The sequence below is a fragment of the Vibrio sp. genome (assembly GCF_047973365.1).
Lineage (GTDB): Bacteria > Pseudomonadota > Gammaproteobacteria > Enterobacterales > Vibrionaceae > Vibrio.
Genome location: NZ_JBKEBW010000055.1, coordinates 20601 through 37338, shown reverse-complemented (window position 1 = coordinate 37338; position 16738 = coordinate 20601). Strand labels below are relative to the sequence as shown.

21 protein-coding genes are annotated in these 16738 nt (G+C 43.4%); 6 read left to right on the top strand and 15 right to left on the bottom strand.

Features of this window, described 5'->3' with window-relative positions:
- Nucleotide 1 precedes the first annotated feature (1 nt).
- The 3 genes from ACK5MF_RS07980 to ACK5MF_RS07970 all read right to left on the bottom strand — a co-directional run bounded on the left by ACK5MF_RS07980 (nucleotide 2) and on the right by ACK5MF_RS07970 (nucleotide 3868).
- Complete coding sequence (locus ACK5MF_RS07980) at nucleotides 2–991, bottom strand: AAA family ATPase (RefSeq protein WP_416921031.1); 990 nt, start codon at nucleotides 989–991, stop codon at nucleotides 2–4.
- Nucleotides 978–2282, bottom strand: coding sequence for an anaerobic sulfatase maturase (locus tag ACK5MF_RS07975; protein ID WP_416921029.1), 1305 nt, complete (start codon nucleotides 2280–2282; stop codon nucleotides 978–980). The genes ACK5MF_RS07980 and ACK5MF_RS07975 overlap by 14 nt, the downstream gene beginning before the upstream one ends.
- Before the next feature lie 68 nt (nucleotides 2283–2350).
- The gene (locus ACK5MF_RS07970) at nucleotides 2351–3868 is read right to left on the bottom strand and encodes an arylsulfatase (protein WP_416921027.1); all 1518 of its coding nucleotides are present in this window, start codon (nucleotides 3866–3868) and stop codon (nucleotides 2351–2353) included.
- A 143-nt stretch (nucleotides 3869–4011) separates the two neighbouring features.
- On the opposite strand from ACK5MF_RS07970, the gene ACK5MF_RS07965 reads away from it, so the two are divergent.
- The 4 genes from ACK5MF_RS07965 (at nucleotide 4012) to ACK5MF_RS07950 (ending at nucleotide 6684) form a co-directional block, all read left to right on the top strand.
- Nucleotides 4012–4872, top strand: a complete 861-nt coding sequence (locus ACK5MF_RS07965; protein ID WP_416921025.1) for a LysR family transcriptional regulator — start codon at nucleotides 4012–4014, stop codon at nucleotides 4870–4872.
- A gap of 130 nt (nucleotides 4873–5002) precedes the next feature.
- Nucleotides 5003–5440 carry a DUF3069 domain-containing protein gene (locus ACK5MF_RS07960; RefSeq protein WP_416921024.1) on the top strand — a complete coding sequence of 146 codons (438 nt, stop codon included), beginning with the start codon at nucleotides 5003–5005 and terminating at the stop codon, nucleotides 5438–5440.
- Nucleotides 5441–5612: 172 nt separating this feature from the next.
- Nucleotides 5613–5894, top strand: a complete 282-nt coding sequence (locus tag ACK5MF_RS07955; RefSeq protein ID WP_416921022.1) for a hypothetical protein — start codon at nucleotides 5613–5615, stop codon at nucleotides 5892–5894.
- 115 nt (nucleotides 5895–6009) lie between these two features.
- Nucleotides 6010–6684 (top strand): tRNA (adenine(22)-N(1))-methyltransferase TrmK, encoded by a 675-nt coding sequence (locus ACK5MF_RS07950; RefSeq protein ID WP_416921057.1) that lies wholly within the window; start codon nucleotides 6010–6012, stop codon nucleotides 6682–6684.
- Nucleotides 6685–6724: 40 nt separating this feature from the next.
- Here the strand turns inward: ACK5MF_RS07950 and ACK5MF_RS07945 are convergent, their stop codons facing one another.
- A complete protein-coding gene (locus ACK5MF_RS07945) occupies nucleotides 6725–7225 on the bottom strand; it encodes a GNAT family N-acetyltransferase (protein ID WP_416921020.1) in 501 nt (166 codons plus the stop codon).
- A gap of 230 nt (nucleotides 7226–7455) precedes the next feature.
- Between ACK5MF_RS07945 and ACK5MF_RS07940 the strand changes: the two genes are divergently transcribed.
- Nucleotides 7456–7977 carry a DUF2058 domain-containing protein gene (locus ACK5MF_RS07940; protein WP_416921018.1) on the top strand — a complete coding sequence of 174 codons (522 nt, stop codon included), beginning with the start codon at nucleotides 7456–7458 and terminating at the stop codon, nucleotides 7975–7977.
- An 83-nt stretch (nucleotides 7978–8060) separates the two neighbouring features.
- On the opposite strand, the gene ACK5MF_RS07935 is transcribed toward ACK5MF_RS07940, so the two are convergent.
- The 10 genes from ACK5MF_RS07935 to thrS form a co-directional block, all read right to left on the bottom strand.
- Nucleotides 8061–8495, bottom strand: a complete 435-nt coding sequence (locus tag ACK5MF_RS07935; RefSeq protein ID WP_416921016.1) for a GNAT family N-acetyltransferase — start codon at nucleotides 8493–8495, stop codon at nucleotides 8061–8063.
- Between the two features lie 3 nt (nucleotides 8496–8498).
- On the bottom strand, nucleotides 8499–8690 hold the full coding sequence (locus ACK5MF_RS07930; protein WP_416921015.1) for a DUF1289 domain-containing protein: 192 nt from the start codon (nucleotides 8688–8690) through the stop codon (nucleotides 8499–8501).
- A gap of 20 nt (nucleotides 8691–8710) precedes the next feature.
- On the bottom strand, nucleotides 8711–9328 hold the full coding sequence (locus ACK5MF_RS07925) for an NUDIX hydrolase (RefSeq protein WP_416921013.1): 618 nt from the start codon (nucleotides 9326–9328) through the stop codon (nucleotides 8711–8713).
- A gap of 24 nt (nucleotides 9329–9352) precedes the next feature.
- Nucleotides 9353–9718 (bottom strand): VOC family protein, encoded by a 366-nt coding sequence (locus tag ACK5MF_RS07920; RefSeq protein WP_416921011.1) that lies wholly within the window; start codon nucleotides 9716–9718, stop codon nucleotides 9353–9355.
- Between the two features lie 196 nt (nucleotides 9719–9914).
- Nucleotides 9915–10163 (bottom strand): DUF3297 family protein, encoded by a 249-nt coding sequence (locus tag ACK5MF_RS07915; RefSeq protein ID WP_416921009.1) that lies wholly within the window; start codon nucleotides 10161–10163, stop codon nucleotides 9915–9917.
- Between the two features lie 515 nt (nucleotides 10164–10678).
- Nucleotides 10679–10897 (bottom strand): VF530 family DNA-binding protein, encoded by a 219-nt coding sequence (locus ACK5MF_RS07910; protein ID WP_416921007.1) that lies wholly within the window; start codon nucleotides 10895–10897, stop codon nucleotides 10679–10681.
- Between the two features lie 132 nt (nucleotides 10898–11029).
- On the bottom strand, nucleotides 11030–11383 hold the full coding sequence (gene rplT, locus ACK5MF_RS07905; RefSeq protein WP_102939616.1) for a 50S ribosomal protein L20: 354 nt from the start codon (nucleotides 11381–11383) through the stop codon (nucleotides 11030–11032).
- Between the two features lie 42 nt (nucleotides 11384–11425).
- Nucleotides 11426–11620, bottom strand: coding sequence for a 50S ribosomal protein L35 (gene rpmI / locus ACK5MF_RS07900; protein ID WP_416921005.1), 195 nt, complete (start codon nucleotides 11618–11620; stop codon nucleotides 11426–11428).
- Between the two features lie 118 nt (nucleotides 11621–11738).
- A complete protein-coding gene (infC, locus tag ACK5MF_RS07895) occupies nucleotides 11739–12290 on the bottom strand; it encodes a translation initiation factor IF-3 (protein WP_416921055.1) in 552 nt (183 codons plus the stop codon).
- A gap of 3 nt (nucleotides 12291–12293) precedes the next feature.
- Complete coding sequence (gene thrS, locus ACK5MF_RS07890) at nucleotides 12294–14222, bottom strand: threonine--tRNA ligase (protein WP_416921003.1); 1929 nt, start codon at nucleotides 14220–14222, stop codon at nucleotides 12294–12296.
- Here thrS and ACK5MF_RS07885 point away from each other — a divergent pair.
- Nucleotides 14221–14400, top strand: coding sequence for a hypothetical protein (locus ACK5MF_RS07885; protein WP_416921001.1), 180 nt, complete (start codon nucleotides 14221–14223; stop codon nucleotides 14398–14400). The two genes, thrS and ACK5MF_RS07885, sit on opposite strands and share 2 nt — an antisense overlap.
- Before the next feature lie 118 nt (nucleotides 14401–14518).
- Here ACK5MF_RS07885 and ACK5MF_RS07880 read toward each other — a convergent pair whose 3' ends face one another.
- Entirely contained in the window at nucleotides 14519–16417 is a 1899-nt protein-coding gene (locus tag ACK5MF_RS07880) for a DEAD/DEAH box helicase (RefSeq protein ID WP_416920999.1), read from the bottom strand.
- Between the last annotated feature and the right edge of the window lie 321 nt (nucleotides 16418–16738).

Genomic DNA, 16738 nt, shown 5'->3' with positions numbered 1-16738 from the left:
ATTATCCAATATTGACGACGTCCAACAATTCCATCACAAGATCCTGCTGACTGACGCCATCCGCAAGTGCTTCATACGACAGGCTTAATCTGTGCCCCATCACCATAGGCGCGACAGTTCGTACATCATCAACAATCACATGGGCACGCCCTTCCAACCAAGCCAATGCTCGGGAGCATTTGTCGAGAGCAATTGAAGCGCGTGGGCTAGCACCAATGGCAAGCCAGTTTGCCAGCTTAGAATCTGGGTACTGTTCTGGCTCACGAGTCGCCATGACCAAATTAATGATGTAGGTTTCAACCAATTCAGACAGCTCAATTGCCGTGATTTCTTTTCTCGCTTGAGAGATACAAGCAGGATCGATGGTGACACGTTCATTGTTGGTAGAATGCAACTCACCCGCCTCTTCCTGACGAACTAAACGAATGATATCTCTCTCTGCGCTGTGGGTTGGGTAATCAACACAAACTTTAAGCAGAAATCTGTCCATCTGCGCTTCTGGCAATGGATAGGTACCTTCTTGCTCAATCGGGTTCTGTGTCGCCAATACCATGAATGGTTCTGGCAAATGGTGTGTCTGCCCTGCGACAGTAATCGTTCCTTCCGCCATCGCTTCCAAAAGTGCCGCTTGCACCTTGGCCGGTGCTCGGTTGATTTCATCGGCTAATACAATTTGATTAAATACGGGTCCCGGTTGAAAGTGCAGTGATGACTTCCCCTCAGACTCTTGAAGAACCTCTGTACCGGTGACATCTGATGGAAGCAAATCGGGGGTGAACTGAATACGACCAAAAGAGATGGTTAATGCATTTGCCAAGGCTTTCACCGAACGAGTTTTTGCCGTACCGGGTAAGCCTTCCAGCAGAACATGGCCGCTACTTAACAAGCCAAGCAAAATACCCTTAACCACAGAATGCTGACCCACCACTTGTGAATCCAAGTAGTTTAATAAGTTAACAACATCCTTATGGGCTTGATTATTTGTTTCCATTATTTTGTCCCAGTAATACTGATATGCCAGTTAAGATCGGTAAAGAGTAATCAAAGAAAGCTTTGATTCCCGGGCAAAGATAATTCAAGCCCTCTTCACCGTCCGGTGTTTTTAACAGCCGATTTTTCGGACACTCGCCCCAACACAAGTGCAAATATGGACACTCTTTACAATATTTCGGCAGTGAATCTCGCTTTGCCATGCCAAAGGATTGTTGTCTAATAGAGAATGCCATTTCGTTTAAGGGACGATCTTTTATGTTCGCTAATTTATATTCCGGATAGACATAGTGGTCACAACTAAACACGTCACCATTATGCTCAATGGCCAAGCCTTTGCCGCAGAATTCCGCCGTAATGCATAGCTGCGAAGGTTTTCCCATCACCTGAGCCACCGCAGTTTCAAACAGGTTCACTAATACGTGGCCTAAGTCGTTATTCACCCACTCTTCAAATATGGCAATCAGGAATTGTCCCCAGTCATCGGCATCCACTGACCAATCAGTAACCACTGACATCGGGTGCCCCGGTTTGGCTAACTCACTACCCACAATCGGAGTCATACTTTCATTCCAGAACTGTGGCGCGGTAGTTTTAAAACCGCTCGGTTCAACAACGGGAGCAAATTGAATGTAAGTGACACCGAGCTCCTGAGTCATGAAACGATAAACTTCCAACGGATATTTAACGTTATAATCATTCACGGTCACTAACGCATTGAATCGGACACCATGTTTCTTCATCGTATCGACCGCTTTCATCACTAAATGAAAGGTCGGTTTACCGCTACGAGTAACACGATATTTATTATGGATCTCTTCTGGACCGTCGATTGAAAGGCCGACAAGGAAGTTATTGTGTGCCAGAAACTCACACCATTCATCATTGAGCAAGATGCCATTGGTTTGCAGATCGTTCTCAATGCGAACGCCTACAGGCTGATATTTTTTTTGCAGGGCGACAATTTGGCGGAAATAGTCCAAGCCAAGCAGAGTTGGTTCCCCGCCCTGCCAGGAAAAGACAATCTCTTCACCATCTTGACTCTCAATATAGCTCTTCACAAAGGCTTCTAAAGTTTCATCATCCATTTTGGGTTGTTTGGGCTGATGAAGCAGCTCTTCTTTGTGCAAGTAAAAGCAATATTGGCAGTCAATGTTACATTTGGCGCCACCCGGTTTTGCCATCACGTGAAAACGACGTTGATAGGCAGGTTTATCACTGAGATCTTTATACGCTGACTTTAAGGCAACCACATCCAGCATTGTTGAAGCACGCATTGAAGTTTTGGTCATTAAGGCATCCTTATTTCAAATATGGCGCCCACCAAGAGCGCCAATTTTTCTACCGAATCAAGCTCAGTTTATCTTGGAACGAATGTGCCCGCTTTCATACGTGGAGGAAACTCTTTAAAGGTGTCCATCACTTCTTTAGCTTTAGCAATTGCTGGAGCCGCTAAGTACGAGCGTTGATACATCCAAGTGTCATAACCGATGCCGTATTGACCACGTTCAAATGGGTCGATACTGAGGTCAAAGATCAGAGGAACACGTAGTTTGGTGAACGGATGACGCCATACATCAAAGCCAGTTTCTTGTTCCTGAATTTGGAAATGGAACTTGTATTTGCCCTGACGTAGTGCAAGCAAGTCACCATCATCGCTCCAGTAAACAAACTCATCACGCGCGGATTCATCTGATTTGCCGGTAAAGTAAGGAAGCTGGTTATAACCATCTAGGTGAACCTTGTAAGATTTACCATCGGCTTTTTTACCTTTAAGCAGCTCTTCTTTCACATCGTTGTTGCCTGCGGCAGCCACCAGTGTTGGGAAGAAATCTTCCTGAGAAACAATACCGTTTAGCGTTGTACCCGGTTTGATGTGTCCAGGCCATTTGATCATCATAGGAACGCGGAATGCGCCTTCCCAGCCAGTATTCTTCTCGCTGCGGAATGGCGTCATACCAGCATCCGGCCACAATGCAACCATTGGGCCATTATCTGTAGTGTAGATAATAATGGTGTTGTCATCGACGCCAAGATCTTTAACTTTTTGCAATAGTTGACCGATTTCATCATCGTGCTGTTTCACACCATCGGCATAGAAACCGGCACCGGTCGAGCCATTGTATTTATCCGGCACGTGAGTGAAGTTATGCATACGCGTGGTGTTGAACCAAGTAAAGAACGGTTTATCCGCTTTCACCTGTTTCTCCATAAAGTTTCCAGCCGCTTCTAGGAACTCACCATCCACAGTTTCCATACGTTTACGGTTCAAAGGACCAGTATCTTCGATTTTACCGTCAGCGTATGAGTGGATTACACCACGAGGACCAAATTTTTTCTTAAATTCAGGGTCTTGTGGATAATCAACATTCTCAGGCTCTTCTTCTGCATTCAGGTGATAAAGGTTACCAAAGAATTCATCGAAACCGTGGTTAGTCGGCAAGAACTCATCACGGTCGCCTAAATGGTTTTTACCGAATTGACCTGTCGCATACCCCATATCACGCAAGATATTAGCAATGGTTGGATCTTTTTCACTAATACCTTCAGGAGCGCCTGGCAATCCCACTTTACTTAGACCGGTACGCTTAGGCATCTGCCCTGTAATAAACGCACTACGACCTGCCGTTGAACTCTGTTGACCATAGAAGTTAGTAAATTTAACCCCATCGGCTGCGATACTATCAATATTAGGTGTGTTGTACGCCATCATTCCTTGGTTGTAGGTGCTGAGGTTCCAATAACCGACATCATCACCAAAAATAACTAAGATGTTTGGTTTATCGGCAGCATAAGCTGTCATCGAGGCAGCCCCCATTGCAAGTGTGCATGCATTTAGCAGCAACTTGCTTGAGCGGCTTGGTTTACCAGTACTCATAAATACTCCATTTGGACGTGTTAGTGAAATGAAAGTTCTATTCAAATGTGCACATATCGAAGTAAGACTATTCCTAAAAGGTTGAGGAAACAATCGCCCATTTGTTTTATAATCCATAAATTAAATTTATGAGTTAAGCAATTATGGACTTAAACCTAGTACGTACATTTTTAGTTGTAGCGGAGAACCTCTCTTATACCAAGGCTGCCGAGCAAATGCATTTGACTCAACCAGCTGTGAGTTCAGCAATAAAAAGACTAGAAAAAGAATATGGACAAACACTGTTTGTAAAAAATGGGCGTGGCATCGAATTAACCACCCGAGGACATCAGTTAATCCCTTTTTTCCGTCAGGCAATCAATATTATTGAAAGTACCTTACAGATGCGTGAACACTTTAATGTCTATTGCACAGAAACCATTCTTTACTGCCTGCTGCCGATGAAAAATATTACCCTTATTGAATCCCCCACCGATAAAGATATGCTGTTTGAACATCTGCGACAGCAAAAAGCGGATCTGGTGCTCGATATCATGGTAACCAAAGACAGCTCCTTTATTATAGAAGAAATTCACAGGGAGCCTGCGGTGATGATTTGCCGCAAAGATCACCCCCGAATTCAGGGTGAAATCAGCAAAGAAATGTTCTATCAGGAACAGCATGTTCTCAATTCATCAACTTGGGAAAATTTAAGCGGTTTTGAACAATTAGCCCAAGAACCCATTGAAGAGCGTAAAATCAGCATTATTAGCGGTTCATTAGCAGGGCTCGCTCTCCATACTTTGCAAAGTGACGCTTTGGCATTGATATCGCGCTCATTTGCGAATAAGTGGGCCGATAAACTTGGTTTACAGGTACTACCATGTCCGATCAAAACCAACAGTATTCCGTCTCATCTGGTTTATCATAAAAGAGAGCTGCAAAACCCTGCCCACAAGCTATTACGAGAAAGTATTAAACGACAACTCGCCCATAGCTTAACCATAGATTTTGGATCAGAATAATCTCGATATTGATCAACATTTATTCACGAAACCGGTCAGTTCTTGCGCTAATTCGTGATAATGACGTACTTATATTGACATTTCGGGTAAAATTTCTAGCATTACAGTTTTTCTTATCGAGAATTTTTTCATGTCTGAGACAACTCAAAACGAAGCAATCACAGTGGACTTAGAAGCCATTTCTCCAGAGTTACGCCAAGTCATCGAATTTGACCAAGTGCCAGAAGAGATGTACCACATGGTAACGTCTATTCACGAAGTGTCTGAAGAAGCAGTTCGTGAAGCCTGGGATGAACTTCCAGCAAGTGCGCAAAACATTTTAGACAACTTTGAGCAGTTTCATGCACTTATTTCTGTTAGCCAAGCGTTCGCAGGTATCAATGTGATGGAAGAGTTTCCAACCATTCAACTACCGAAAGATATGACAGAACAAGACAAAGAAGAGTATCGAGCTCAACTGTTGGACAAAGTTCTCTACGACTGCGTGAAGGATATGGCAAAGCAGCTTAAGAAAGCACGCCGTGACCCAATTCTGAAGCGCGATTTTAAAGACGTATTCGAAAAATAAGCCAAGCGTTATGAAGACAAAACCCGCAATATTGCGGGTTTTTCATATGCAGAAATGCTAAATCTACATAGTATTGAATTACATCCTTTCCGTATGCTGTTGCCAAGCAAACCCAAATTCGTTTACCCTGCTATGAATGTGGGAATAGCCTATACGTGTAACGAGAACTCAAGTGTCAAAAAAGCCCGATAGAATTACAGCCATGCAGCAAATCATTGATGAAGTGAAGGAACAGTTCCCTTTATACAATGAAGATACCTTTAAATGTGGTACTGACAATACTTGTATCGGCTGCCCCAAGAAACTCATGGAACTCGTTGATTCCGAATTAAGCTATTGGCAGCACCAAATCAATAGAGGTATTGAACCGGGTTTCGATGACATCCGTCGTTTTGGCAAAATGTGTAAAAACGTGCATCGTTCTTTAGTGAGGAATCATCGTATTCCTTCCTAAATTCACTAAGTTCACTTATTTTCTCCGCCAGAGAAAACCTCTAGAATTCGCTCATATCATTCCACTCTAGGTAAACCTATTGAAACTCAGCAAACGACTCACACAAATCGATAAGATGGTCACTGAAAATTATGACCACATTTGGGATTGCTGTTGTGACCACGGTTTTCTTGGCGCTTCCCTTCTGAACAGACAAGCGGCAGCCAATATCCATTTTGTCGATATCGTGCCAAGACTTATGGCAGAAGTAGAGAGTAAGCTGCAACGCTTTTATGCCAATTCATCGTCTAAATGGCATACCCACTGCTTAGATGTCGCTCAACTTCCTTTAGAGCAATACTCAGGGAAACATTTGGTTATCATTGCCGGGGTAGGTGGTGATTTAATGATGTATTTCATTGAACAAATTCATCAAAATCACCCTACATTAGATATCGAGTTCCTGCTGTGCCCTGTGCATCATCAATTTGCCTTGCGACAAACACTAATTGGCTTGAAATTTGGTTTGCTAGAAGAAATTCTGCTTGAAGAAAACGGCCGCTTCTATGAAGTCATTCTGGTCTCTATCTGCAACGAAAATAGAAAACAAATACAAGTGACCGGTAATGAGCTTTGGCACTGCAACAATGATAAACAAGCCAAGACAGCTTACCAGTATCTGACAACGACATTAGATCATTACCGACGTATTCAAAGTGGCAACACAGCAGATGTGCAGCACATTATCGATGCCTATTCAGAAGTGGTTATCACATCAAAGGTTGTTATAACGTCAGAAGTAGAGAAGTAGCTACCGGGACAAAACAGCCACAGCTCGCTAATAGCGCTAGCTAATCGAGCGTTTTCTCGTAGCAAGCAAGAGTTAATGTTTTGCCATTAAGCACAAAGGCATTCTTCTCTTGACCTACACGGACAAAGTCCGACTTTTCAAGCACACGCATAGATGCTGGGTTATTGGTAGCGGCTTTGGCGGTAATCAAACGAAGATCTAACTCATCACGAGCTATCTCACTCAACTCGTTGACAGCGAAGCTAGCTACACCTTTACCACTCCAGTTCTGGCAAACTCGATAACCGATTTCACACTCATCGTCCGTCACATCAATGATGTTTGCGCGAGCAATGACTTCACCGTCCTGAACAACAACATAAAAGTATCCGGTCCCTTCTTCATGTTGTTCAATCAAGCTATTGGTGATATCACGAAAGCTGGCAAAGCTGTCATAGCTTGAAGGTCTTGGGGGTACAAATTGCTCGAACCAGTCTCGGTTGTTTCTCTCAAACTCAAATAGTGATTGGAAATGTTTTTCTTCTAATAACTCTAATTCCATATCTTATATCCGCGTGGAAATGTATTAATTGTTAGTCGCCTAAAATTTGAATATAACGCCCTGTGCAATCACTCGCAATGCATAAACATCACATCTCCAACAATAAGACGAGCAATCGAAAAGCAGCTACATTCATGTCGTTCATATCAACAGTCACCAATACAAGTGACGCTTTATTTGCAGTGTCTGAGCCGTTAAAATGGCACAAATTTGAGAAACGGGACATATCGATGGCAAAGTTAACACTCCAGGAACAGATGCTAAAAGCTGGCTTGGTTAATGAAAAAAAATTAAAAAAAGCACAAAAAGGCTCGAAGAAATCTCGTGTACAGGCTCGCGAAGTGAAAGCAGCCGTTGAAGAGAACAAACGTGCTCAACAAGAGCGCGACAAAGAACTTAGCCTGCAACAAAATGAGCAGCGCCTAAGCAAAGAGATCAGCGCGCAGATTAAGCAGCTAGTAGCAATGAATAAAATTGATATTGCGGATGGCGATATCAAATACAACTTCACCGATGGAACATTAGTGAAGTCTCTTTACGTGACATCGCTGATACGCGATCAGTTAATCAAAGGTATTGTGGCTATTGCCCGTTATGAAGAAAGTTACGCAGTGATCCCAAGCGGTGTAGCAAACAAAATAACAATGCGCGATGACAAGACAGTGATTGAGCAAAAAGCCCCAGAAGCCGATATTCCAGCAGAAGATGATCCGTACGCAGACTTCGTCGTACCTGATGACCTTATGTGGTAATCAAAAGAAGAAATGAGAAAACGGCGCGAAAGGCGCCGTTGCTATTTCAATTCGATCAAATATTTCAGTTCGATCAAATGCAGCTAGACGTTTAAGTTATCCGAACTGTTGTACGAATACATGGTTATCTCACTGCGCGGACACCACCCCAGTTTGTGGTAAAAACCTTTAGCGCTGTGGTTTTCATTTAGCACAAATAGATGGGTTTTTGAGATCCCGAACTCCGCCAATGCACGCACAGACATATCAACCAGCGTTTGTCCGATCTTCTGACCACGATAACGCTCATCAACAGCTAGGTGCTGCAAATATCCGCGGCGACCATCTGTTCCAACAAGCACAGCCCCAATCACAGTCGCACCATCAAGCGCAACATAGCTCAGCCCGGGATTACGCTTCAAATACACTGAAATGTTTTGCTCAGAATCGGCATCTCTAAGCGATAGGTTATCTGTTTGTCCCCATAATGTAATCACTGCCTGATAATCAGAAATATCCATTTCTCGTATGGTTGTCATCATTTACCTATTTAATTTACGTTGAACTTTTCTTTGTTTACATCGTTCTATTATTTGTATTTTTTCTGCATCCGAAGACGCGTTCCAGTGAATGATTTCGTTTATGGTTCGAAAGCATCCCACACAGATATCTTGCTCATCCAAACAACACTGGCGAATACATGGAGAACCGGAGGGCTTGTTATTACGAGACACTACGCACTCACATATTTCGGCTAATCTACATAAATTTTTTTGTTTGGGTCTAGGTAATGTTCAAACATCAGCTCAATATCGCAAGGCAAAACACGCCCTTCCGATAATTTCGGTAACTCATCCAACGCAAAAAAGCCGATATCGGAAATTTCGATGTTAGTCACCGCTTCGCCAGATTCAAACTCACACAGGAAAAACATTTTATAGATATGATAGGGAAATTTAGGAAAATAAGGATGAACATCTCTGTCTTTTATCGCCACCAAGCGTGGAGAATTAACGACATAACCAGACTCTTCCAAGACTTCTCGCACGATACCTTGCGAAGCTGTTTCACACACATCCGCCCATCCCCCCGGGAGCGACCAACAATCATCTTCTCTTTCACGTACCAGCAAGATTTTGTTGTCTTTAATCACGGCAGCTCGTAAATCCACTTTTGGGGTAGGATAGCCAGCTTCAGGGATGAATAACTCTGCAACTCGCTCTACCGGTGTGTCCGACAGCTCAGCAAACATCTGATGGGAAATATCTGAGATTTGATCGAAACGCTCTAAATCGAACTTATCTTTCGAATACGCTTTACCTGCCTGACCAATCGCTTGGATCTGCTTTGCCCACTCCAGCCACTTACTCATTACTACACTCCGACAACTTGTACATTATTGTTCAGCTAAACCTTCAGACCAAACAGCAAACTCATTACCACTAGGCTCTGTAAAGTGAAAACGGCAGCCGCCAGGAAACTCAAAGATAGGTTGCACTATCTCGCCGCCATTGAGTAATACTTTTTCTAAGGTCTCTTCAATGTTGGCACTATAAAAAATCAGTAACGCACTACCATTCGTACTAACGCTACAAGCGTCAGCTTTGTAAAAGCCGCCATCAATACCTTGATCAGCAAACGCAGTATAATCAGGGCCGTAGTCGATAAACTCCCAACCAAAAACCATGGAGAAAAAAGACTTCGTTGCCACTAAATCTTTTGCCGCGTACTCAACATAATTAATTTTTTCGTGCTGTTTCATTGTTATCCCTTATTCCAATAGATAATGTCGACGACCAATAGATAGTGTCAACTGGGCTCAAAATTTAGTTTAAGCCTAGCACTCTATTAGCTATCAGTGAATGACAAGAAACGAGAAAGGAAAGATACATAGAGCATGTGCCCTATGTATCAGATACAGATAGCGAGTGAAATAATTCGCTAGAGACAAGAGTGAGTTACTTGTAGAAAGCCTCTACTTCACCTTTTAAAGTGATGAGCATTGGGTTGCCCCAACGGTCTTTTGCTTTAGGTGACGGAATTTTTACCCACCCTTCACTGATGCAATACTCTTCAACATCAGTACGCTCTTTACCGTTAAGACGAATACCAATAGGGTGTTCAAAGCACTCAGCAACAAAATGTGGGCTGCGTGGATTGCCTGATAGATGATCGGGTAAAGCTGGTTTTGAGTTATTTTCGCTCATTTTTATGACCTGATATGAAAAAAGTAGGCCATTTTAAACAAAGCGAGCCACTGGCTCAACAATTAACACCCAGCTAGCCTTTGCGGGTAATACCCTTCGATTAAAGACTCGCCCTTAATATCAGTTATAGCGTTGGGACTGCCAGTAACCCATGGATATTTTCTGAACAAATTTAAAGCAAAATTTAAATTTTTGACACAGACTTTACAGTGAATTATTGAGTAATAACTCTAACACTGACTATGCTTTTTATTTCATAAGTCGTGAGAGCTAAATTGATGGTAGAAAAGCTAAGATTTCCGTACATCACAGATACTGTGTTAGTCGATGGCGTTTATCAGGCTGAGCGCAGAATTGATATTGAACGACGACGCAACAAAAAACATTCCGTTCATTATGAACGAAGAAGAACTAGGGATCCGCGTTTACCCGCTGCAAAATCGATTAATGAGCTGATATAACCCAATCGTTGCGATCATCTATGCTCGATCTTATCGTCTTCAAACAGTGATGAATTAACAAAAGGTTTGAATATAAAGCGCTTCTACTTTATCGCGCGCCCATTGGGTACGGCGTAAAAATTTTAGTGAAGACTTGATCGATGGGTTGTTATAAAAACAATTGATTTGAATCTGAGCATCTAAACTTTCCCAGCCGTAATGTTCAACCAAGCGAGTAAGAATTTTCTCTAGGGTAAGACCGTGCAGCGGGTTATTCGGTTGTTCCTGGCTCATTCAGCTCTTCTCTATAGCATAATCGTTGGAAGGTGTAGTGTAACACTAATAGACCAATGGGTTTCACTAATCCCCGCTAAAAAGAAGGAGAGCAAATGCTCTCCTTCTTTAAATTTCAAACTTGACTGCTAATTAAAGAGCAGCTTTCGCTTTTTCAACTAAAACAGTAAATGCTGCTTTGTCGAATACTGCGATGTCCGCAAGGATCTTACGGTCGATCTCGATAGATGCTTTCTTAAGACCGTTGATGAATCGGCTGTAAGATAGACCATTTTGACGAGATGCCGCATTGATACGAGCAATCCATAGTTGACGGAATTGACGTTTCTTAGCGCGACGGTCACGGTATGCGTATTGACCAGCTTTAGTAACAGCTTGGAAAGCTACACGGTAAACACGTGAACGTGCACCATAGTAACCTTTAGCTTGTTTTAGAACTTTCTTATGACGTGCACGAGCTTGTACACCACGTTTTACGCGAGGCATTATGCTTCTCCTAAACTAAACGAATTAAAAACTAAAAACAAATTAAGCGTATGGTAAACAACGTACGATACCCGCAACTTCACATTTAGGAAGAATTGAGTTTGGACGTAGTTGACGCTTGTTCTTAGTAGTACGCTTAGTCAGGATGTGACGTTTTGTAGCGTGTTTGTATTTAAAGCCACCAGCTGTTTTCTTGAAACGCTTAGCAGCACCTTTGTTGTTTTTCATCTTAGGCATGATGAATAACTCCGCATTGTAGTAGTTTAATAAACAACGTAATTAGGGCGAATAAAACCCAGCCATGTGCCTTTACTTGAAAGGGACGCGGCTAGGTTCATTACTTGCAAGCCGTTAATTACTTCTTCTTAGGGGCAAGCACCATGATCATTTGGCGACCTTCGATTCTCGTCGGGAAAGATTCCACTAGAGCGAACTCTTCAGTATCAGCTTTCAAACGATTTAGAACGTCAACACCGATCTCTTGGTGAGCCATTTCTCGGCCACGGAAGCGAATTGTTACCTTCACTTTGTTGCCTTCTTCAAGGAAACTGATCAGGTTGCGTAGTTTTACCTGATAGTCACCGATATCAGTCCCAGGGCGGAATTTTAGTTCCTTAATCTGGATCTGTTTTTGCTTCTTCTTCTGCTCTTTCGCAGCTTTGCTCTTTTCGAAGAGGAACTTGCCATAGTCCATCACACGACAAACTGGTGGCTCGGCGTTAGGGCTGATCTCTACGAGATCCATACCAGCTTCTTCGGCTGCAGCTAATGCTTCTTGGATTGACACAACGCCAACTGATTCACCGTCAGCGCCTGTTAAACGAACTTCACGTACGCCACGAATTTCACCGTTTAAACGATGCTGGTTTTGTTTGGCCGGAACTTGGCCACGTCTTCCGCCTTTAATAGTTTATTCCTCCAGATTAAGCTTACGGCTTTCAACTTCGGCGTGGATGTATGAAATAAAGTCATCCAACTTAAATTTACCTAGGTCTTTGCCCTTACGTGTACGTACTGCAATTTCGCCGGCTTCCATTTCTTGGTCGCCACAAACAAGCATATACGGCACACGCTTCAAAGTGTGTTCGCGGATTTTAAAGCCAATCTTCTCATTTCTCAAGTCCGCTTTTGCTCTAATACCACTTTTTTGTAGCTTTTGTGCGACTTCTCGAGCGTAATCAGCTTGTTTGTCAGTAATATTCATGACAACTGCCTGTTCTGGTGCCAACCAAGTTGGGAAGAAACCAGCATATTCTTCAATAAGAATACCGATGAAGCGTTCAAGAGAGCCCAAAATAGCGCGGTGAATCATTACTGGCACTAAACGTTCATTATTCTCACCTACGTATGTCGCACCAAGGCGAGTTGGTAAGTTAAAATCAAGCTGAACAGTGCCACACTGCCATGCACGATCTAGGCAGTCGTGTAGCGTGAACTCAATTTTCGGTCCGTAGAATGCACCTTCCCCTTCTTGAATTTCATAAGCGATGTCCATAGCTTCAAGAGAAAGTTTTAGTGCTTCTTCAGAGCGATCCCAGATTTCATCACTACCTACACGCTGTTCAGGACGTGTAGAAAGTTTTACGGCAATGTTATCGAAGCCAAAAGTAGTATATGTGTCATATACCATCTTAATGCACGAGGTTACTTCTTGCTGAATTTGATCTTCAGTACAGAAAATATGCGCATCATCCTGAGTGAAGCCACGAACACGCATGATACCGTGTAGAGAACCTGATGGTTCGTTACGGTGACATGAACCGAACTCAGCCATACGTAATGGCAGATCACGGTATGATTTCAAACCTTGGTTGAAGATTTGAATGTGACCCGGACAGTTCATTGGTTTAATTGCGTACTCACGGTTCTCAGAAGAGGTGGTAAACATTGCGTCTGCGTATTTGTCCCAGTGACCAGAGCGTTCCCAAAGAACTCGGTCCATCATTAGCGGACCTTTTACTTCTTGGTAACCATATTCGTTCAGTTTTGAACGAATGAAAACTTCAAGATCACGGAATACTGACCAACCATTGTGGTGCCAGAAAACCATACCAGGCGCTTCTTGCTGCATGTGGAACAGGTCAAGTTGCTTACCCAGTTTACGGTGATCACGCTTGGCAGCTTCTTCAAGGCGAGTGAGGTGCGCATTCAGTGCTTTCTTATCATGGAAAGCTGTACCGTAAATACGTTGTAGCATCTTGTTGTCGCTGTTACCACGCCAGTACGCACCGGCAACGTTCAACAGTTTGAAGTGTTGACAGAAACCCATGTGTGGTACGTGAGGACCACGACACATGTCGATGTATTCTTCATGATGGTAAAGACCTGGACGATCATCGCGAGATACGTTCTCATCTAAGATTGCCATTTTGTATGGTTCTTGACGAGATTCAAATGTATCGCGAGCTTCCTGCCAGCTAACGTTCTTTTTCACAACCTGATATTTGGTTTTCGCCAACTCTAGCATGCGAGCTTCAATCTTCTCTATATCTTCTTGAGATAGAGGTTGCTCAACATCGATGTCGTAGTAGAAGCCGCTATCGATCGTAGGACCAATGGCCATTTTTGCTGCTGGGTATAGCTGTTTAAGCGCATGACCAAGCAAGTGAGCACAAGAGTGACGAACAATTTCTAAACCATCAACTTCGTCTTTAGCCGTGATGATTTCTAGGCTTGCGTCGTTTTCGATCAAATCACAAGCATCAACACGAACACCATCAACACGACCTGCGATCGTTGCTTTCGCAAGACCAGGACCGATAGATAGAGCGACGTCCATTGTAGAAATTGGGTTATCAAATTGACGTTGACTGCCGTCAGGAAGAGTAATAATAGGCATGAATAGTCCTTACAGTGGTGTTGCACACCAAGCAACACATGTTTTAAATATTGTGCTTAAAAATCAGAATGATAAAAAACAAGCACTCGATAAATCATTGTTATCTGCATTAATTCAAAGCGCAAATACGGATGCACTGTCCTTAACACAGGGGAAGCATTCTAGCGGATGTGAGTGAAATCTCAAGCGATCATTACAAGCAAGCCCTATTCGAGCTTATTTTAACCGTTGAGATAAATAGCAAAACCCGTGGTTTTCGCCACGGGTTTCATCAATTAGATAGATGTAGATTCTAATTAAGCTTCTTGGCTGCGACGGTTGTGACCACGTTCACCACGGTAGTTACCACGGTTATCGCCGCCACGGTTGCGGTCGAAGCGACGCTCACCGCCTTCACGGTTACCACGGAAACCACCTTCGCGACGGTTACCACCTTCACGATTACCACGGTAGCCACCATCACGGTTACCACCGTCACGACGTCCGCCTTCACGACGACCACCACGAGACTCGCGGAAATCATCAAAATCACACACCACTGCACCCACTTCTTTTTGACGGATACGTAGTTTACGTAGTTTGCCAGTCACTTCGGCAGACATAGTCTTTGGCAACTGAACAAACGTATGACCTTGAGCCAGTTTGATTGCACCGATAGAACCTTTAGTTAAGCCGAGTTCGTTTGCAAGTGCACCAACGATGTCTTTAACTTGAACGCCTTGGTCACGACCAACCTGAAGTTGGTAAGTTTCCCAATCAGCATTGTCACGGCTACCGAATTCACGACGACCGCCTTCACTGCGCTCACCTCGATCATCACGGCGCTCGCGACGACGTTGTTTGTCACGCTCTACTGCTGCGATCATTGGGTCTTCGCCAGTGTAGAAGAGTGGACGCTTACCTTGTTGGCGTTTTAACAAGATTGCACATAGTGTTGCAGCATCGATTTCTAGAGAAGTTTGTAGCTTCTCTACTAGTTCAGCAAACTTATCAAGAACTGTGTTGTTTTCTTTCTCAGCCGCTAGCTCAGTAGCAAGTAGAGTCAGACGAGCCGCTGCTACTTGATCACGGTGTGGAAGTTGGATTTCTTCCATTGATGAACGAGTAACGCGTTCAATAGTGCGAAGCATACGAAGTTGGTTAGTACGTACCAACAGGATCGCTTTACCTTTACGGCCAGCACGACCTGTACGACCGATACGGTGGATGTACGACTCAACATCGAATGGAATATCGTAGTTAAATACGTGAGTGATTCGTGGCACATCAAGACCACGTGCAACAACGTCAGTTGCAACAAGGATATCAATCACACCTTGTTTGATATGGTCAACAGTACGCTCACGTAGAGACTGAGGAATATCACCGTGCAGTGCAGCCGCTTTAAAGCCACGAGAGCTTAACCAGTCTGCAAGACGCTCAGTATCTTGACGAGTACGAACGAATACGATTGACGCATCAGTTTCTTCAGTTTCAAGCAGACGGCTCATCGCTTCGTCTTTCTCTACGCCTTTTACCACCCAGAATTGTTGTTCTACTTTCGCAACAGTTTGGTTTGAACCAGCAACGTCTACACGTGCAGGGTTACGTAAGAAGCGATCAACAATGGTTTTAACCATTGGAGGCATAGTTGCAGAGAATAGTACGCGTTGCGCAGATTCAGGAGCTTGCTCCATGATCCAAGTAACGTCGTCAACAAAGCCCATCTTCAACATTTCGTCAGCTTCATCAAGAACGAATGTATGACACTCGTCCAGGTGTAAGCGCTCACGAGTGATCAAGTCTTTCACGCGACCAGGAGTACCCACAACAATGTGAGCACCTGAACGTAGAGAACGCATTTGATCAACGATAGATGCACCACCGTAGATTTCGAGAACTTTAAGACCAGAAATATTTTGACCTAAGTTTTTGATCTCAGCAGCAACCTGAATCGCTAACTCACGAGTTGGCGCCATGATGATTGCTTGAGGTTTGTGCTGAGATAGATCGATCTTGTTTAACAGCGGCAAAGAGAATGCAGCTGTTTTACCTGTACCTGTTTGTGCTTTACCTAATGCGTCGCGACCTTCTAATAACAGAGGAATAGCAGCTGCCTGGATAGGCGTTGGAGACACGAAGCCCATTGAATCTAGGGCTGAAAGAACAGCACTGTTAAGTGCTAAGTCACTGAATTGAATTACAGTATCAGACATGGGGATCCCACTAAAATAATGATTAACCAAGGTCCCATGTGCTCCACCATTTCCAACCAATCCTGCGATTGTCTGATTCCGTTCAGATACGGATAAGTTTTGTAACGCATCAAGCCACTAGGGACATATAAGGGAGGCGGATTATTCCCCAAATGCATAAAAAAAGCTAGAAAAAATTGAAATTCATCACAATTTATTCTCTTAAAGGATAAAAAATCATCAATCTTTAATTCCAACCCTTTTATTACTAAGCATTTTGTACCATCAAAGCGACAAATTTCATCTTGCAAAATGCCTGAGAAAGGTTATCGCTGGGTAGTA

Bases quoted from the DNA above. Each gene is read 5' to 3' on its own strand.
- ACK5MF_RS07980 (WP_416921031.1), bottom strand. From the start codon at position 991: ATGGAAACAAATAATCAAGCCCATAAGGATGTTGTTAACTTATTAAAC.
- ACK5MF_RS07975 (WP_416921029.1), bottom strand. From the start codon at position 2,282: ATGACCAAAACTTCAATGCGTGCTTCAACAATGCTGGATGTGGTTGCC.
- ACK5MF_RS07970 (WP_416921027.1), bottom strand. From the start codon at position 3,868: ATGAGTACTGGTAAACCAAGCCGCTCAAGCAAGTTGCTGCTAAATGCA.
- ACK5MF_RS07965 (WP_416921025.1), top strand. From the start codon at position 4,012: ATGGACTTAAACCTAGTACGTACATTTTTAGTTGTAGCGGAGAACCTC.
- ACK5MF_RS07960 (WP_416921024.1), top strand. From the start codon at position 5,003: ATGTCTGAGACAACTCAAAACGAAGCAATCACAGTGGACTTAGAAGCC.
- ACK5MF_RS07950 (WP_416921057.1), top strand. From the start codon at position 6,010: ATGGTCACTGAAAATTATGACCACATTTGGGATTGCTGTTGTGACCAC.
- ACK5MF_RS07945 (WP_416921020.1), bottom strand. From the start codon at position 7,225: ATGGAATTAGAGTTATTAGAAGAAAAACATTTCCAATCACTATTTGAG.
- ACK5MF_RS07940 (WP_416921018.1), top strand. From the start codon at position 7,456: ATGGCAAAGTTAACACTCCAGGAACAGATGCTAAAAGCTGGCTTGGTT.
- ACK5MF_RS07935 (WP_416921016.1), bottom strand. From the start codon at position 8,495: ATGACAACCATACGAGAAATGGATATTTCTGATTATCAGGCAGTGATT.
- ACK5MF_RS07925 (WP_416921013.1), bottom strand. From the start codon at position 9,328: ATGAGTAAGTGGCTGGAGTGGGCAAAGCAGATCCAAGCGATTGGTCAG.
- ACK5MF_RS07920 (WP_416921011.1), bottom strand. From the start codon at position 9,718: ATGAAACAGCACGAAAAAATTAATTATGTTGAGTACGCGGCAAAAGAT.
- ACK5MF_RS07915 (WP_416921009.1), bottom strand. From the start codon at position 10,163: ATGAGCGAAAATAACTCAAAACCAGCTTTACCCGATCATCTATCAGGC.
- ACK5MF_RS07910 (WP_416921007.1), bottom strand. From the start codon at position 10,897: ATGAGCCAGGAACAACCGAATAACCCGCTGCACGGTCTTACCCTAGAG.
- rplT (WP_102939616.1), bottom strand. From the start codon at position 11,383: ATGCCTCGCGTAAAACGTGGTGTACAAGCTCGTGCACGTCATAAGAAA.
- rpmI (WP_416921005.1), bottom strand. From the start codon at position 11,620: ATGCCTAAGATGAAAAACAACAAAGGTGCTGCTAAGCGTTTCAAGAAA.
- ACK5MF_RS07885 (WP_416921001.1), top strand. From the start codon at position 14,221: ATGAATAGTCCTTACAGTGGTGTTGCACACCAAGCAACACATGTTTTA.
- thrS (WP_416921003.1), bottom strand. From the start codon at position 14,222: ATGCCTATTATTACTCTTCCTGACGGCAGTCAACGTCAATTTGATAAC.
- ACK5MF_RS07880 (WP_416920999.1), bottom strand. From the start codon at position 16,417: ATGTCTGATACTGTAATTCAATTCAGTGACTTAGCACTTAACAGTGCT.